We start from the raw sequence: 17,446 nt of genomic DNA, 5'->3' as shown, positions 1-17,446 counted from the left end.
GGCAAATAGCCGACGGACTAGACCCAGACGTTAAAAGTTGTAAGCCCAAGGTAAATAGCCGGTAAAGGCGCTTTTCTTAATGCGCCCCAGTGCTTATCTTTCAGCCTCCCAAAGAAGAAGCTCTCGCGCCCAATGGTTGATCATTCCATGCAATCCTCCCCCCGCAACTCCCGTCGCTGGCTGTTCGGCCTGCTTGTGCTGCTGGTTATCGCCGGTCTGTGCTGGAAATTCTGGCCCGGCGGCGCGGCCCAAAAAGACGCACCGGCCGGGCACACCAGCAAAACCGGCATGGCACGCCCTGGTTTCGGCGGTTCCACGGGCCCGATACCGGTGCGCGTGGCGCCGGCGGTGTTGGGAGAGTTTCCGGTGTACTACAAGGCATTGGGCACTGTTACTGCGCTCAACACCATTAATGTACGCAGCCGGGTGGGCGGGGAATTGATGAAGATCGCCTTTGAAGAAGGGCAGATGGTCAAGGCCGGTGATCTGCTGGCCGAGATTGACCCGCGCAGCTACCAGAACGCCTTGCTCCAGGCCCAGGGCACGCTGATGCAGAACCAGGCCCAGCTGAAAAATGCCCAGGTCGATGTGGAACGCTATCGTGGGTTGTATGCCCAGGACAGTATCGCCAAGCAGACCCTGGACACCGCCGAAGCGCTGGTCCTGCAATACCAAGGCACGGTCAAGACCAATCAGGGCGCGGTCGACGACGCCAAGCTCAACCTTGAATTCACCAAGATCCGCGCGCCGATCGCCGGTCGCGTCGGCTTGCGCCAGCTCGACGTCGGCAACCTGGTGGCCGCCAACGACACCACCGCCCTGGCCGTGATCACCCAGACCCAGCCGATCAGCGTGGCCTTTACCCTGCCGGAAAACACCCTGGAAACCGTGCTCGCCCGTTACCACGCTGGCAACAAACTGCCCGTGGAAGCCTGGGACCGTGGCGACGTGAAACAGCAGGCCGTCGGCGTGTTGCAGAGCCTGGACAACCAGATCGACGTCACCACCGGCACTCTGAAATTCAAGGCGCGTTTCGATAACAAGGACAAAGCGCTGTTCCCCAACCAGTTCGTCAACGTGCACCTGCTGGCCGACACCCTGCACAACGTGGTGCTGGCGCCGTCCGCCGCGATTCAGTTCGGCAATGCTGGCACCTTTGTCTACAAGCTTGATGGCGACAAGAAGGTCAAGGTACAGCCCCTTGTGGTCGGTGATACCGACGGTGAAAACACCGTGATCAAGGAAGGCTTGGTCGCTGGCGACCGTGTGGTGCTGGAAGGCACCGACCGCCTCAAGGAAGGCAGCGAAATCGAAGTGGTCAACGACAGCACTGAAGTCCCGACCACCCCGACTGAGCACCTGCAAGGCAAACCAGCAGCGAAAGGGGAGACCGGCGCTGACGCTGGCAAGGCGCAAAAGGTCGGCGCATGAACCTGTCGCGGCTGTTTATCCTTCGCCCGGTCGCCACCACGCTGAGCATGCTGGCCATTGTCCTGGCCGGCATCATCGCGTACCGCTTGCTGCCGGTCTCGGCTTTGCCCCAGGTGGATTACCCGACCATTCGGGTGATGACCCTCTACCCCGGCGCCAGCCCCGACGTGATGACCAGCGCGGTTACCGCGCCCCTTGAGCGCCAGTTCGGGCAGATGCCCGGCTTGACCCAGATGGCGTCCACCAGTTCCGGCGGCGCTTCGGTACTGACCCTGCGTTTTAACCTCGACATTAATATGGATGTCGCCGAGCAACAGGTGCAGGCCGCGATCAACGCCGCCACCAATTTGCTGCCCAAGGACCTGCCGGCGCCGCCGGTGTACAACAAGGTCAACCCGGCGGATACCCCGGTGCTGACCCTGGCTATCAGCTCCAAGACCATGTTGCTGCCCAAGCTCAATGACTTGGTCGACACGCGCATGGCGCAGAAAATTGCCCAGATCAGTGGCGTCGGCATGGTCAGCATCGCTGGTGGCCAGCGTCAGGCCGTGCGTATCAAGGTCAACCCCGAAGCCCTGGCGGCTAATGGCCTGAACTTGTCGGATGTGCGGACCTTGATCGCGGCGTCCAACGTCAACCAACCCAAGGGTAACTTCGACGGCCCGACCCGGGTGTCGATGCTCGACGCCAACGACCAGTTGGTCTCGCCCCAGCAATACGCCGAACTGATCCTGGCCTACAACAATGGCGCGCCGTTGCGCCTTAAAGATGTGGCGCAGATCGTCGACGGCGCCGAAAACGAGCGCCTCGCGGCTTGGGCCAATGAAAACCAGGCGGTGCTGCTGAACATCCAGCGCCAGCCGGGTGCCAACGTCATTGAGGTGGTGGACCGCATCAAGGCGTTGCTGCCGAGCATCACCGACAATCTGCCTGCCGGCCTCGACGTCACCGTCCTCACCGACCGCACCCAGACCATCCGCGCCTCGGTCAAGGACGTACAACATGAATTGCTGATCGCCATTGCCCTGGTGGTGATGGTGACCTTCCTGTTCCTGCGCCGGGTCAGCGCCACGATTATTCCGTCCATCGCCGTACCGTTGTCTCTGGTGGGCACCTTCGGCGTGATGTACCTGGCTGGGTTCTCCATCAACAACCTCACGCTGATGGCCTTGACCATCGCCACCGGGTTTGTGGTGGACGATGCCATCGTGATGCTGGAGAACATCTCCCGTTACATCGAAGAAGGCGAGACCCCCCTGGCCGCCGCCCTCAAGGGCGCCAAGCAGATTGGTTTCACCCTGATTTCCCTGACCCTTTCGCTGATCGCGGTGCTGATTCCGCTGCTGTTCATGGCCGACGTGGTGGGGCGCCTGTTCCGCGAATTTGCCATCACCCTGGCGGTGGCGATCCTGATTTCCCTGGTGGTGTCCCTGACCCTCACTCCGATGATGTGCGCGCGGTTGCTCAAGCGTGAGCCGAAAGAGGCAGAACAGGGCCGCTTCTACAAGGCCAGTGGCGCCTGGATCGACTGGATGATCGAAGCCTACGGGCGCAAGTTACAGTGGGTGCTCAAGCACCAGCCGCTGACCCTGCTGGTGGCCATCGCCACGTTGGGTCTTACCGTGGTGCTGTACCTGGTGGTGCCCAAGGGCTTTTTCCCGGTGCAGGACACGGGGGTGATCCAGGGTATTTCCGAGGCGCCGCAGTCGATTTCCTTTGCGGCCATGAGTCAGCGCCAGCAGGCGTTGGCCAAAATCATCCTGGCGGATCCGGCGGTGGAAAGCCTGTCGTCCTACATCGGTGTGGATGGCGATAACGCGACCCTCAACAGCGGACGCTTGCTGATCAACCTCAAGGCCCACGGCCAGCGCGACTTGAGCGCAGCCCAGGTAATCACGCGTCTGCAACCGGAAATCGACAAGTTGGTGGGTATCCGCCTGTTTATGCAGCCGGTGCAGGACCTGACCATCGAAGACCGTGTGAGCCGCACCCAGTACCAATTCAGCATGTCCTCCCCGGACTCTGAGTTGCTGGCGCTGTGGAGTGACAAGCTGGTGCACGCCCTCGGCCAGTTGCCGGAGCTTACCGACGTCGCCAGCGACCTGCAGGACAAAGGCCTGCAGGTGTACTTGGTGATCGACCGCGATGCGGCCTCGCGCCTGGGCGTCAGTGTGTCGACCATCACCGACGCGCTGTACGACGCCTTCGGCCAACGCCAGATTTCCACCATCTACACCCAGGCCAGCCAATACCGCGTGGTGTTGCAGGCCCAGTCCGGTGAGACCCTCGGCCCGGATGCACTGAACCAGATCCATGTGAAAACCACCGACGGCGGCCAAGTGCGGCTGTCGAGCCTGGCCCGTGTGGAACAGCGTCAGGCGCAGTTGGCCATTGCCCATATCGGCCAGTTTCCGGCCGTGATGATGTCGTTCAACCTAGCCCCCGGCGTGGCGCTGGGCAAGGGCGTGGAGCTGATCAACCAGGCGCAGAAAGACATCGGCATGCCCGTGGGCGTGCAGACCCAGTTCCAGGGCGCAGCCCAGGCGTTCGAAGCCTCGCTGTCGAGCACCTTGCTGCTGATCCTGGCGGCGGTGGTCACCATGTACATCGTGCTCGGCGTGCTCTACGAGAGCTATATCCACCCGATCACCATCCTGTCGACCTTGCCTTCGGCGGCGGTGGGGGCATTGCTGGCCCTGCTGCTCAGTGGTAATGACCTGGGCATGATCGCGATCATCGGCATCATCCTGCTGATCGGTATCGTGAAAAAGAACGCGATCATGATGATCGACTTCGCCCTCGACGCCGAACGCAACCAGGGTCTCGACCCGCAGACCGCGATCTACCAGGCCGCGCTGTTGCGCTTCCGGCCAATCCTAATGACCACCCTGGCCGCGCTGTTCGGTGCGGTTCCGCTGATGCTGGCCACCGGCTCCGGTGCTGAATTGCGCCAGCCGCTGGGTTTGGTGATGGTCGGCGGTCTGCTGGTGAGCCAGGTGTTGACGCTGTTCACCACGCCGGTGATCTACCTGTATTTCGATCGCCTGGGTCGTCGCTGGCGCAAAGAGCCGCAAAGCCTGGAGCCGGTTGAGTCATGAACCTGTCCGGACCTTTCATCCGCCGACCGGTAGCGACCCTGCTGCTGAGCCTGGCGATCATGCTGCTGGGCGGGGTGAGCTTTAACCTGTTGCCGGTGTCGCCGCTGCCGCAGATCGACTTCCCGGTGATCGTGGTCTCGGCCAGCTTGCCGGGTGCCAGCCCCGAGGTGATGGCCTCGACCGTGGCCACGCCGCTGGAGCGCTCCTTTGGCGCGATTGCCGGCATCACCACCATGAGCAGTTCGTCGAGCCAGGGCTCTACCCGAGTGATCCTGGCGTTTGACTCCGACCGTGATATCAACGGCGCGGCGCGTGAAGTGCAGGCGGCGATCAACGCGTCACGCAACCTGCTGCCCAGCGGCATGCGCAGCATGCCCACCTACAAGAAAATCAACCCGTCCCAGGCGCCGATCATGGTGCTGTCGCTGACCTCGGACGTGTTGCAAAAGGGCCAGCTCTACGACCTGGCCTCGACCATCCTGTCCCAAAGCCTGTCCCAAGTGCCGGGTGTGGGCGAAGTGCAGATCGGCGGCAGTTCCCTGCCAGCGGTGCGCATCGAGCTGGAGCCCAAGGCCCTCGACCAGTACGGCGTGGCTCTGGACGATGTGCGCAACACCATTGCCAACGCCAACCAGCGGCGGCCCAAGGGCTCGCTGGAAGACAGCGAGCGCAACTGGCAGATCCAGGCCAATGACCAGTTGGAAAAAGCCAAGGACTACGAGCCGCTGCTGATTCGCTACCAGAATGGCGCGGCCTTGCGCCTGTCGGATGTGGCGAAGATTAGCGACGGCGTTGAAGACCGCTACAACAGCGGCTTCTTCAACAACGAGCCGGCGGTGCTGTTGGTGATCAACCGCCAGTCCGGCGCCAACATCATCGAGACCGTCCGACAGATCAAGGCTCAACTGCCGGCGTTGCAGGCGGTGCTGCCGTCCAGCGTCAAGCTCAGCCTGGCCATGGACCGCTCGCCGGTCATCACCGCCACCTTGCACGAAGCCGAGATGACCCTGCTGATTGCCGTGGGGCTGGTGATTCTGGTGGTTTACCTGTTCCTCGGTAACTTCCGCGCCTCGCTGATCCCGACCCTGGCGGTGCCGGTGTCGCTGGTGGGCACTTTCGCGGTGATGTACTTGTACGGGTTCTCGCTGAACAACTTTTCGCTGATGGCGTTGATCCTGGCCACCGGCCTGGTGGTGGACGATGCCATTGTGGTGCTGGAGAACATTTCCCGGCATATCGACGATGGTGTGCCGCCCATGAAGGCGGCGTACTTGGGCGCCCAGGAAGTCGGCTTTACCTTGCTGTCGATGAACGTGTCGCTGGTGGCGGTGTTCTTGTCCATTCTGTTTATGGGCGGGATTGTCACCAACCTGTTCCGCGAGTTTTCCATCACCTTGTCCGCAGCGATCATTGTGTCGTTGATTGTCTCGCTGACCTTGACCCCCATGCTCTGCGCTCGCTGGCTCAAGCCCCACGTCAAAGACCGGATGACCGGTTTGCAGCGCTGGAGCCAGAGGATCAACGACCGGATGGTTGCCGGTTATGCCACCAGTCTGGACTGGGTACTGCGCCATCGACGCCTGACCTTGCTCAGCTTGTTGCTGACCATCGGCATGAACGTGGCGTTGTACGTGGTGGTGCCGAAAACCTTTATGCCCCAGCAGGACACCGGCCAGTTAATCGGCTTTGTGCGCGGCGATGACGGGCTGTCGTTCAGCGTGATGCAGCCGAAGATGGAGACTTTCCGCAAGGCGGTGCTCAAGGACCCGGCGGTGCTCAGCGTGGCGGGCTTTATCGGCGGCAACAACGGCACCAACAACGCGGTAATGCTGGTACGCCTCAAGCCCATCAGCGAACGCAAGATTTCTGCCCAGGCGGTGATTGAGCGCCTGCGCAAGGAAGTGCCGCTGGTGCCGGGCGGGCGCCTGTTCCTGATGGCTGACCAAGACCTGCAATTTGGCGGCAGCCGCGACCAGACCAGCGCGCAGTACTCCTACATCCTGCAAAGCGGTGATCTGGCCGCATTGCGCCTGTGGTACCCGAAAGTCGTCGCTGCGTTGCGTGAACTGCCGCAACTCACCGCCATCGACGCCCGTGAAGGCCGGGGCGCAGCCCAGGTCACGCTGATAGTCGACCGCGACCAGGCCAAGCGCCTGGGCATCGACATGGACATGGTCACCGGAGTGTTGAACAACGCCTACAGCCAACGGCAGATTTCTACGATCTACGACAGCCTTAACCAGTATCAGGTGGTCATGGAGGTCAACCCCAAATACGCCCAGGACCCGATCACCCTCAACCAGATGCAGGTGATTACTGCCGATGGCGCGCGGGTGCCGTTGTCGACCATTGCCCATTACGAGAACAGCCTGGCCGATGACCGGGTCAGTCACGAAGGCCAGTTCGCCTCGGAAAACATCGCCTTCGACATGGCCGAAGGGGTGACGGTGGAGCAGGGCACGGCCGCCATCGAACGGGCGATTGCCAAGGTCGGTTTGCCCGAAGACGTGATCGCCAAGATGGCCGGCACTGCCGATGCCTTCGCAGCCACCCAGAAAGGCCAGCCGTTCATGATCCTCGGCGCGCTCGTGGCGGTGTACCTGGTGTTGGGCATTCTGTATGAGAGCTACATTCACCCGCTGACGATCCTCTCGACCCTGCCGTCGGCCGGCGTCGGCGCCATGCTCGCGATCTACCTGACAGGGGGCGAGTTCAGCCTGATCTCCTTGCTGGGGCTGTTCCTGCTGATCGGCGTGGTGAAGAAAAACGCAATCCTGATGATCGACCTGGCCCTGCAACTGGAGCGTAACGACGGCTTGGGCCCCTTGGAATCGATTCGCAGCGCTTGCCTGTTGCGTCTGCGGCCGATCCTGATGACCACGCTGGCGGCCATCCTCGGTGCCTTGCCCTTGCTGCTCGGCGCTGGCGACGGCGCCGAAATGCGTCGCCCCCTGGGCCTGACCATCATTGGCGGCCTGGTCTTCAGCCAGGTCCTGACCCTTTACACCACCCCGGTGGTTTACCTTTATCTCGACCGCGCGCGCCATCGTTTCAATAAATGGCGCGGCGTGCGTACCGATGCTGCCCTGGACACTGCGCTATGACCGATTCAACCTTTGCCAAATTGGCCATGACCCGCGGTTCCCGTGTCGCGAGCCTGGTGCTTTGCGGCGTATTGCTCAGCGCCTGCGCCGTCGGCCCGGACTACAAGCGCCCGGATGTTATCGAACCCGTGCAATTCAAGGAGGCCCAGGGCTGGCGTCAGGCCACGCCGAGTGATTCCTTGGCCCGTGGCGCTTGGTGGGAGTTGTACGGCGACCGCCAGCTCAACGACCTGGTGGTGCGCCTGAATACGGCTAACCAGACGGTGGCACAGGCCGAGGCGCGTTTTCGCCAGGCCCAGGCACTGGTGCGCAGTTCGCGCGGGGCGTTTTACCCGACGGTCGACCTGAGCGCCGGTAAAACCCGCGCCAGCCAGGGCACCGGCAGCAGCAGTGCGAGCCTCAGCAGTTCCAGCAGTGGTATCCGCGACACCCTCAACGCGCAATTGGGCGTGAGCTGGGAAGCCGACATCTGGGGCAAATTGCGCCGTGGTCTGGAAGCCAATGAAGCCAGCGCCGAAGCCAGCTCGGCGGACTTGGCGGCCATGCGCTTGAGCCAGCAATCGGAACTGGTGCAGAGCTACCTGCAATTGCGCGTGATGGACGAACAGACCCGCTTGCTGCAAGCCACGCTGGACACTTACCAGCGCTCCCTGCAAATGACCGAAAACCAATACCGCGCTGGTGTCTCCGGCAAAGATGCGGTGGCCCAGGCGCAAACCCAGCTCAAGAGCACCCAGGCGAGTCTGATCGACCTGATCTGGCAGCGTGCGCAGCTGGAAAACGCCATTGCAGTGTTGATCGGTGAAGCGCCGGCCAACTTCAACCTGGCCGTGAGCAAGGACATCCCGGCACTGCCACAGATTCCGGTGAGCCTGCCGTCGCAGTTGCTGGAGCGCCGCCCGGACATCGCCTCGGCCGAGCGCTCGGTGATCGCTGCCAACGCCAATATTGGCGTGGCCAAGGCCGCCTACTACCCAGACTTGAGCCTGAGCCTGGCCGGTGGTTATTCCAGCAGCACGTACGCTGACTGGATCAGCCTGCCAAACCGCTTCTGGTCAGTGGGCCCGAAGCTGGCCATGACCTTGTTCGACGGCGGCCAGCGCTCGGCGGAAGTCGACCGCACTGTGGCGTCCTACGACGAAACCGTGGCCAAGTATCGCCAGACGGTGCTCGACGGCTTCCGTGAAGTGGAAAACTACATGGTGCAACTCAAGGTGCTGGAAGACGAGGCGGTGGTCAGTAACGAAGCGCTGGAAGCGGCGCGCGAATCCCTGCGCTTGACTCAGAACCAGTACAAGGCGGGGTTGATTGCCTACCTGGATGTGGTGACGGTACAGGCGACCGCACTCAGCAATGAACGCACGGTGTTAACGCTGCTGCAGAGCCGGTTGGTAGCCAGCGTGCAACTGATTGCCGCGTTGGGGGGCGGTTGGGATGGGCAGACGTCAATAGCCGAGTAGGCGTGAGGGGGAATAATGCTACGTGGTCAGGACTCGTTGCGCGCACTTGGTGCGGTCTTAGCCAATTGAGTCTGTAGTTGCTGAGCGAAGATCAACAGGCCAACGCGCGATAGCCGAACGAAAGGGCTCTTTGTTCGGCTCACTCATCATTGTTTGCCAACCTGAGTTAAATGGCTCTGAGAGATATTAAATCAGCAAATTTGTATGACTTGGAGTTGTTCTCAACATGCAGCTCTAAAGAGTCTTGGTTATACGATATCAAACTCCCAAATTCTGTTGTAGAGCGACCTTTGTATTCCAGAATTATTTTTGTGTACCGTTGTAGGTATTTTAGAATTTGGTCAACTTTACAAGCGACTCGAAATTTCAATACTCGGTTATCTCCGTCGGTTAATTGGTATTCTTTTCCACCGGGAAAATGATAGGTAATGACCGTGTCCTCGAAAGCGTCGATTCTCCCCCAGACTTCATATATTTTTTGTTTTTCATAACATATTTGTTTGTCATAACATAGATGAGTGCTTACTACGTACTCGCCATCGTCAATGGGGAAAGTGCCGCGTTCAGCAATTTTTCGCTCTACATAGGGTGTTATATCGGTCACTGCTTGAGCATCTCCGATGTTTTCGATTCTATAAGACTTGATTTCGCCGCCTTTGTCTCGAATACATTGAGTGCCTTTCAGGTGGCCAGTGTTCTCAGTGTTATTAGGGTATAGAAGTGCGATGATGGCCATTTCTGAAACTCCGAATGTCATGTGGAGTAAAGTTTATCGCTCTCAGCATGAAAGTCACCTGTAAGATATGACAGTTTTATATATCCTTACGGAATAAAAATTTTATTTTTATGGAGTGCAGGATGCTGGGAGTTTGTGTTAAACCCGATTTCTAAATACGGGCGTCTATACTGGAAAAGGGGTAACAATCCTCTAAAATTTTTAGTTTTTGTTATCCCGAGACCCGCCAACACTGAAGCGACACACTGCCTTTGATACGCAGGTGACGTCGCACACGAGCTATAGACCACTCCGGACCTGGCCAGTAGTTTGACGTCAAATTACAGGTGATGGCCCTATGATAATTAATCACCTGCACCAGAATTAATCTCGCTACAATCGCGCGCTTTGCCACCCTGGCACGGACGTCTCAAAACTGTTGCCCGCGAGAAATCCCATGCTCATCGGTAGTTATTCAACCTCCCTCGTCGTGATCTCCCTGTGCGTTGCGATCCTGGCCTCTTATACCGCGCTGGACCTGACCGGCCGCATTGCGACCGCCAAGGGCCGCGCGGTTTATTTGTGGATGGCCGGCGGGGCATTGGCCATGGGCGTGGGCGTCTGGTCGATGCACTTCATCGGCATGTTGGCCCTGCGCCTGCCGTTTGCCTTGGGCTTCGATATCGGCATTACCGCGCTGTCGTTGTTGATCGCGGTGATGTCCAGCGGCTTTGCCTTATGGCTGGTCAGCCAACCGCGCTTGCCCGCCTGGCAATTGGTGTTTGGTGCGCTGGTCATGGGCACCGGCATTGCCACCATGCATTACACCGGCATGGCCGCGATGCGCATGACCCCCGGTATCGACTACGACCCCACCTTGTTTGGAGCTTCTCTGTTAATAGCGATGGTGGCCTCGGGCGCCGCTTTGCAGATAGCTTTCAACCTGCGGCGCAACACGCCGTATGTACGCCTGGCACGCGGCGGGGCGGCGGTGGTGATGGGGTTTGCTATCGTCGGTATGCATTACACCGGAATGGCCGCAGCACGCTTTGCCGATGAAAGCTACTGCGCTGCCGCGTTGGACGGCTTGACCGGTAAGGGCCTGGATAACCTGGTGCTGGTCACCACCCTGGCGGTGCTTGCCATCGCGTTGCTGACCTCGTTGCTCGACGCGCGGCTGGAGGCCCGCACCGCTGTGCTCGCCGACTCCCTCAGCCTGGCCAATCAGGAACTGACCCACCTGGCCCTGCATGACATGCTCACCGGTCTGCCTAACCGCACGTTGCTGGCCGACCGGATTCAACAGGCCATACAGGCCGTTAACGAGCAGGGCGGTTGCTTCGCCTTGATGTTTATCGACCTGGATGGCTTCAAGCCAGTCAACGATGCCTTTGGCCATCACATGGGCGACCAGTTGCTGCGCGAAGTCGGCCTGCGCCTGCGCGAAGACTTGCGCGGCCACGACACCCTGGCGCGCATCGGCGGTGATGAATTTGTGCTGTTGGTGCAACTGAGCCAGCCAGACGATGCCCTGCGCTTGGCCGAGCGGCAGGTCGGGCTGATCAACCGCTCATTCCAGGTGGCCGAGCATGAGCTGAAAATCTCGGCCAGTATCGGCATCGCTGTGTTCCCAGGTAACGGTGGCAACCCCCAGGAATTGTTGATGAACGCCGACGCCGCGATGTACCACGCCAAGGGCATGGGCAAGAACGGCTACAGCTTTTTCGACGTGTCGATGAACACCAATGCGCGCAAGCAATTGCAGTTGTTGCAGGACCTGCGCAACGCCCTCGACCAAGAGCAATTTCGCTTGTACTACCAACCCAAGTTCGATGCGGTCAGTGGTATTGCGGTGGGCGCCGAAGCGCTGGTGCGCTGGGAGCATCCGCAGCAGGGTCTGTTGTTGCCGGCCACCTTTATCGAACTGGCGGAAAAGACTGGCTTGATCATTCCCATCGGCGAGTGGGTGCTTAATGAAGCCTGCCGTCAGATGAGCGTGTGGTACGCGCTGGGTTATGAGCATTGGCGCATCGCCGTGAACCTGTCGGCGTTGCAGTTCTGCCATGCGGGGCTGGTCAAGAGTGTGGCCGACGCCCTTGATCGTCATCAGTTGCCGGCCAACAGCCTGACCCTGGAGATCACCGAAACCACCGCCATGAGCGATGCCGACGCGAGTATGACGGTGTTGCAGCAGCTCTCGGACATGGGCGTCGACCTGTCCATCGATGACTTCGGCACCGGCTATTCCAGCCTGATGTACCTCAAGCGCCTGCCGGCCAACGAGTTGAAGATCGACCGCGGTTTTGTGCGCGACCTTGAGCACGACAGCGATGACGCCGCCATCGTTTCGGCCATCGTTGCCCTCGGCCAGGCCTTGGGATTGCGGATTGTCGCCGAAGGCGTGGAAACGGACGTGCAGCAGAGTTTCCTCACGCGGCTGGGCTGTAACTCCCTGCAGGGTTACTTGCTGGGGCATCCGCTGCCGGCCGATGGTTTCATGGCGGATATTCTGCGGGCCGAGGACGCACAGGCGCCTGACAAAAACAGTGCCTGACGGTTAGTATCGGATCCAACCCTAACGCCAGGTTGGATCAGGAGACCGTACGCATGGACAAAGTTGTCATCATCACCGGGGGCAGTCGCGGTATTGGCGCCGAAACGGCACTGCTGGCGGCGCGCGAAGGCTATCGCATCTGCATCAACTACCGCTCCGATGAAAAAGCGGCCCTGGGCGTTCTGGAACAGGTCCGTGGCCTGGGTGCCCAGGCGATTGCTGTGCGGGCTGATGTCAGCATCGAAGATGAAGTGATTGCGTTGTTTCATCGCGTCGACGCCGAGTTGGGCCGCGTGACCGCCCTGGTCAACAATGCCGGCACCGTGGCGCACAAGTCGCGGGTCGATGAGATGTCCGAATTCCGCATCCTTAACATCATGAGGACCAATGTGCTGGGGCCGATCCTGTGTGCCAAGCACGCGGTGTTGCGCATGTCGCCCAAACATGGCGGGCAGGGTGGCAGCATCGTCAACGTGTCCTCGGTGGCGGCGCGCCTGGGTTCGCCGGGTGAATACGTGGACTATGCAGCCTCCAAGGGCGCCCTCGACACTTTCACCATCGGCCTGTCCAAAGAAGTGGCAGGTGAGGGTATTCGCGTCAACGCAGTACGCCCCGGCTATATCTTTACCGACTTCCACGCCCTCAGCGGCGACCCGGATCGGGTCAGCAAGCTGGAGTCCGGCATTCCCATGGCCCGTGGAGGGCGGCCGGATGAAGTGGCGGAAGCGATTATCTGGTTGTTATCGGATAAGGCGTCGTATGCCACCGGGACTTTTTTAGATTTGGGTGGCGGCCGTTGAGTCGGTAGCGTCTGTGCGGGCGCCATCGGGAGCAAGCCCCCTCCCACATTTTGATCGGGTTCACACAGTCCAAGTGTGGGAGGGGGCTTGCTCCCGATGCCGTCAGAAAGAGCAACCCCACTCCCTCAAAACGACCGCACAATCCGCCCCAACGTCTCCATCGCCTTCTCCGAGGCCTCGGTCCACGGGCTGCCATAGTTCAGGCGAATACAGTTTCTGAAGCGCTGGGTCGCCGAAAAAATCGGCCCCGGTGCAATGCTGATGCCTTGCGCCAGCGCCATCTGGAACAACTTCAATGAGTCCGTTTGTTCCGGCAATTCCAGCCACAGGAAATACCCTCCGGCCGGCTGGCTGACGCGGGTCTGCGCCGGGAAATACCGAGCGATGGCGGCGAGCATGGCGCTTTGTTGTTCTTCCAGGGCATAACGCAATTTGCGCAGGTGGCGGTCATAGCCGCCATGTTGCAGGTAGTCGGCAATCGCCGCCTGGGCTGGCATCGACGGGCACAGCGAGGTCATCAGCTTGAGACGTTCGACCTTTTGCGCATAGCGCCCGGCGGCGACCCAGCCGACGCGGTAGCCGGGCGCCAGGCTCTTGGCAAAGGAACCGCAGTGCATCACCAGTCCTTCGGTGTCGAAGGCTTTGGCCGGCTTGGGCGCCTGTTGCCCGTAATACAGCTCGGCGTAAACATCGTCCTCAATCAGCGGCACCTGGTGACTGCGCAACAGCTCAACCAGTGCCTGCTTCTTTTCTTCCGGCAACGTTGCGCCCATGGGGTTCTGGAAACTGGTCATGGTCCAGCAGGCCTTGATCGGATAGCGCGCAAGGGCTTGCGCCAGGGCGCCGAGGTCGATGCCGTCGCGCGGGTGCACCGGAATTTCCACCGCCTTGAGCTTCAGGCGTTCCAGCACTTGCAGGCAGGCATAGAACGCCGGGGCCTCGATGGCCACCAGATCGCCCGGTTCCGTCACGGCTTGCAGGCACAGGTTCAGGGCTTCCAGGGCGCCATTGGTGATCAGCAGTTCTTCCATCGGCAGCATCAGGCCGCCGACCATGTAGCGCAGGGCAATTTGTCGACGCAACTGCGGATTGCCCGGCGACATGTCGGTGACCACCAGGCGCGGGTCCATTTCACGGCTGGCGCTGGCCAGGGATCGGGCCAGGCGCTGCAACGGGAACAGCATCGGGCTGGGGAACGCCGAGCCGAAGGGCACTGTATTGGGGTCTTTGATCGAGTCGAGCACGGAAAACACCAACTCGCTGACATCCACCTCGGTGGACTCGTGCACCTGCTCGCTCACCGCCGGCTCAGAGAACGGGCTCGGTGCATGGGTGTTGACGAAGTAGCCGGAACGCGGCCGCGCACGGATCAGGCCACGGCGTTCCAGCAGGTAATAGGCCTGGAACACCGTGGACGGGCTGACGCCGTAGGTTTGGCTGGCGTAGCGCACCGACGGCACACGTTGGCCAGGCCCCAGGACGCCAGAGCGGATCAGTTCGGCAATGTCTTCGGCGAATTTTTCGTAGCGTTTCATAGGGGCCTTAACAATGTTTATACGAGCGCAGATCCAATCCGGGAGGGGGTAAGCCGCTCCCACATTGGATTCTCACTGATTTAGATAGATCTCAGCGGTTCAACGGCGCCACAAAGCGGCTGTCGGCAACGCTATGGATCCCTGGCTCATCTACATCCATCACTTTGAAGCGCAACGTCTGGGAACTGCTCGCGGGTTTCTCCGCGAGCAATGCCACCGACACCGGCACATCTATGATTTCCCCCGGCGCCAGGCTGATCTCGGTCTTGCCTTGCAGTTGGAAACCGTCGGCCTCCACGAGCTCCACCCGATAATCCTGGCGTTGCTGGGTCTTGTTGATGACCTTGAGGCTGTAGATATTTTCGATCTGGCCCTGGGCGTTCTCGCGGAACATGCCACGGTCTTTGGTCACGTCCAGCGACACCATCGGCCGCTCCACCAGTGCTACTACCAGCGCGGCAATCATCACCAGCAGCACCGCACTGTAGCCGATCAGACGGGGCCGTAGCAGACGGGTTTTGCCGCCTTGCAGTTGATGCTCGCTGGTATAGCTCACCAGACCACGGGCATAACCCATTTTGTCCATGATCGAATCACAGGCGTCGATGCAGGCCGCGCAGCCGATGCATTCCATTTGCAGGCCATCGCGGATATCAATGCCGGTGGGGCAGACCTGCACGCACAGGTGGCAGTCAATGCAGTCACCCAGGCCGACATCGGCCGGCTTGACCTCGCGTTTGCGCGGGCCACGGTTCTCGCCACGGGCGCTGTCGTAGGAAATGGTCAGGGTGTCTTTATCGAACATCACGCTCTGGAACCGCGCATACGGACACATGTGCATGCACACCGCCTCACGCAGCCAACCGGCATTGATGTAGGTCGCGGCGGTGAAAAACAGCACCCAGAAAAGGCTCACGCCCCCCATTTGCCAAGTCAGCAGTTCCTCGGCCAACGGGCGGATAGGCGTGAAGTAGCCGACAAAGGTCAGCCCAGTCAGCACGCTGATGCCCAGCCACAGCGTGTGCTTGGCCGAGCGCCTTGCCAGTTTGTTGAGGCTCCAGGGCGCGGCTTGCAGCTTGATGCGTTGGTTACGCTCGCCCTCAGTGACCTTTTCGCACCACATAAACAACCACGTGAACGAGCTTTGCGGGCAGGTATAGCCGCACCACACGCGGCCGGCGAACACGGTGATCGCGAACAGGCCGAAGGCGCAGATAATCAGCAGCGCCGACAGCAGGATGAAATCCTGGGGCCAGAACGTCGCGCCAAAAATATGGAATTTGCTTTCCGCCAGATCCCACAGCACGGCTTGGCGCCCGCCCCAGTTCAGCCACACGGTGCCGAAAAACGCCAGGAACAGAAAGCCGGCACCGGCTACGCGCAAGGTGCGGAACAGTCCGGTGAAGCTGCGGGTATGGATCAGGGTGTCGCTGGATTTGGCCTTCACCTTCTTTGGGTGTATGGGCTCAAAGGCTTCCACGGTTGGGATTCGTTCGCTCATGGTCGTTCGCTCATCAGCCTCCATCAGGCGGATGAACTATGGGCCGGGGACTGTTTGCATAACAGACTCAGCTAGCGCGATAAAAAGCGGATCAGATGGTCGGTGTGGTGAGCTCTGCGACAATCTGCTGCACCCCGGCGCGCCTGGGGTGCAGGGGCATTTCAGCGGTAATGATACAGATCAATCAAATCAGCGAACCAGGCTCCGTGGCCTTCACATGGTTGCGTCCGTCTGTCGCGCCTTCGACGGTCAAGGCGTCTGCTTCAGCTTCGGTGATGTAGGTGCGCTCGCCCGCAAGTTCTACGTAGGACATGGACTTGTCATCGTCCGTCAATATCTTCACTCGGGTGGCGGGGACGCTCTGTTCCTGGCCATTGTCGTCGAGCGTGAAATAGCACAGGTGGTTTTCAATACGCAGGGTCATGTCGAACTCCTTTCTCATCGGCTATGAACCTTAGGGCATGGTGCCGTGGCGTGGTTCAAGGCAACTGACTGGCGGTAGGCGCTGTCCATGACTTAACCGCTTCTTTAAAGGACAGGATCCATGGACGCTTGGTGGCATGAAGTGTGGCAAACCCTGCAGGCCGAGTTCGCCGATATCGGCGATGCCAAACAACTGACCCAGATCACCGTGCGCCTGCTGATCGCCGCCGTACTCGGCGGCATCCTGGGTTTTGAGCGCGAGAGCAAGGGCAAGGCCGCCGGGGTACGGACCCACATGCTGGTGGCGTTGGGCGCCGCGCTGTTTGTGATGGTGCCGCAGATGTCAGGTAATCAGGCGGATGCTATGAGTCGCGTCGTGCAGGGCGTTATCGCGGGGATCGGCTTTCTCGGCGCAGGCACGATCATCAAAGGCAAGGATGATGAAGAGGGGCATGTCAAAGGCCTGACCACCGCCGCCGGCCTGTGGATGACCGCTGCGATTGGGGTCTCGGCCGGGTTGGGCCGGGAATCGACAGCGGTCCTGAGTACGTTGCTGGCGTTGGCGGTGTTCAGTGTGATGCCGAAAATCGTCAAGCGTTTCGAGAAGGACTGACGATCACAGGGGGCATGGTTGTCGGCGGCTCTTCCACCGGTGGTGGCTCATTTTCGGGCGGCTCTTTTTCTGGAATCGGCTCCGGTTCGGTGGGCGGCAGGGTCGGATTGTCGATATTAGGATCAGGGGTTTCAGCCGGGATCGGGATATTCATCGGTGTGGCCTCCTTTGTGCTTTGCTCTACCGGTGGACAACCGCCCGGGCGATTTGAT

12 protein-coding genes are annotated in these 17,446 nt (G+C 60.3%); 7 read left to right on the top strand and 5 right to left on the bottom strand.

Features of this window, described 5'->3' with window-relative positions; genetic code table 11:
• The first annotated feature begins 132 nt into the window (after positions 1–132).
• Genes BW43_RS14470 through BW43_RS14485 form a run of 4 tightly spaced genes read left to right on the top strand, consistent with a single transcriptional unit; the run spans position 133 to position 9,093 of the window.
• On the top strand, positions 133–1,431 hold the full coding sequence (locus tag BW43_RS14470) for an MdtA/MuxA family multidrug efflux RND transporter periplasmic adaptor subunit (protein ID WP_032886865.1): 1,299 nt from the start codon (positions 133–135) through the stop codon (positions 1,429–1,431).
• Positions 1,428–4,529: an MdtB/MuxB family multidrug efflux RND transporter permease subunit gene (locus BW43_RS14475; protein ID WP_032886863.1), complete on the top strand. Its 3,102-nt coding sequence runs from the start codon at positions 1,428–1,430 to the stop codon at positions 4,527–4,529. Before BW43_RS14470 ends, BW43_RS14475 begins: the two co-directional genes overlap by 4 nt.
• Positions 4,526–7,633, top strand: a complete 3,108-nt coding sequence (locus BW43_RS14480) for an efflux RND transporter permease subunit (protein ID WP_032886862.1) — start codon at positions 4,526–4,528, stop codon at positions 7,631–7,633. Before BW43_RS14475 ends, BW43_RS14480 begins: the two co-directional genes overlap by 4 nt.
• Positions 7,630–9,093 carry an efflux transporter outer membrane subunit gene (locus BW43_RS14485; RefSeq protein ID WP_032886861.1) on the top strand — a complete coding sequence of 488 codons (1,464 nt, stop codon included), beginning with the start codon at positions 7,630–7,632 and terminating at the stop codon, positions 9,091–9,093. Before BW43_RS14480 ends, BW43_RS14485 begins: the two co-directional genes overlap by 4 nt.
• A gap of 166 nt (positions 9,094–9,259) precedes the next feature.
• On the opposite strand, the gene BW43_RS14490 is transcribed toward BW43_RS14485, so the two are convergent.
• Positions 9,260–9,829, bottom strand: a complete 570-nt coding sequence (locus tag BW43_RS14490) for a hypothetical protein (RefSeq protein ID WP_032886860.1) — start codon at positions 9,827–9,829, stop codon at positions 9,260–9,262.
• A gap of 436 nt (positions 9,830–10,265) precedes the next feature.
• Here BW43_RS14490 and BW43_RS14495 point away from each other — a divergent pair, with 436 nt between their 5' ends.
• Positions 10,266–12,362 (top strand): bifunctional diguanylate cyclase/phosphodiesterase, encoded by a 2,097-nt coding sequence (locus BW43_RS14495; protein WP_032886858.1) that lies wholly within the window; start codon positions 10,266–10,268, stop codon positions 12,360–12,362.
• 53 nt (positions 12,363–12,415) lie between these two features.
• On the top strand, positions 12,416–13,162 hold the full coding sequence (locus tag BW43_RS14500; protein ID WP_032886857.1) for an SDR family oxidoreductase: 747 nt from the start codon (positions 12,416–12,418) through the stop codon (positions 13,160–13,162).
• 125 nt (positions 13,163–13,287) lie between these two features.
• Here the strand turns inward: BW43_RS14500 and mapR are convergent, their stop codons facing one another.
• From mapR to BW43_RS14515, 3 genes are all read right to left on the bottom strand, one after another.
• A complete protein-coding gene (gene mapR / locus BW43_RS14505; RefSeq protein WP_032886855.1) occupies positions 13,288–14,697 on the bottom strand; it encodes a GntR family transcriptional regulator MpaR in 1,410 nt (469 codons plus the stop codon).
• 91 nt (positions 14,698–14,788) lie between these two features.
• Positions 14,789–16,198 (bottom strand): cytochrome c oxidase accessory protein CcoG, encoded by a 1,410-nt coding sequence (ccoG, locus tag BW43_RS14510; protein ID WP_032886854.1) that lies wholly within the window; start codon positions 16,196–16,198, stop codon positions 14,789–14,791.
• 184 nt (positions 16,199–16,382) lie between these two features.
• The gene (locus tag BW43_RS14515; protein WP_032886853.1) at positions 16,383–16,622 is read right to left on the bottom strand and encodes a DUF3203 family protein; all 240 of its coding nucleotides are present in this window, start codon (positions 16,620–16,622) and stop codon (positions 16,383–16,385) included.
• Between the two features lie 120 nt (positions 16,623–16,742).
• Here BW43_RS14515 and BW43_RS14520 point away from each other — a divergent pair, with 120 nt between their 5' ends.
• Positions 16,743–17,234 (top strand): MgtC/SapB family protein, encoded by a 492-nt coding sequence (locus tag BW43_RS14520; protein WP_032886852.1) that lies wholly within the window; start codon positions 16,743–16,745, stop codon positions 17,232–17,234.
• Here BW43_RS14520 and BW43_RS28945 read toward each other — a convergent pair.
• Positions 17,212–17,388 carry a hypothetical protein gene (locus BW43_RS28945; RefSeq protein ID WP_163033259.1) on the bottom strand — a complete coding sequence of 59 codons (177 nt, stop codon included), beginning with the start codon at positions 17,386–17,388 and terminating at the stop codon, positions 17,212–17,214. The genes BW43_RS14520 and BW43_RS28945 overlap by 23 nt on opposite strands.
• Positions 17,389–17,446 lie beyond the last annotated feature (58 nt).

Source organism: Pseudomonas sp. RIT357 (genome assembly GCF_000632245.1).
In the GTDB taxonomy this organism is placed as follows: Bacteria; Pseudomonadota; Gammaproteobacteria; order Pseudomonadales; family Pseudomonadaceae; genus Aquipseudomonas; species Aquipseudomonas sivasensis.
This window is presented reverse-complemented; position numbering and strand designations above follow the sequence as displayed.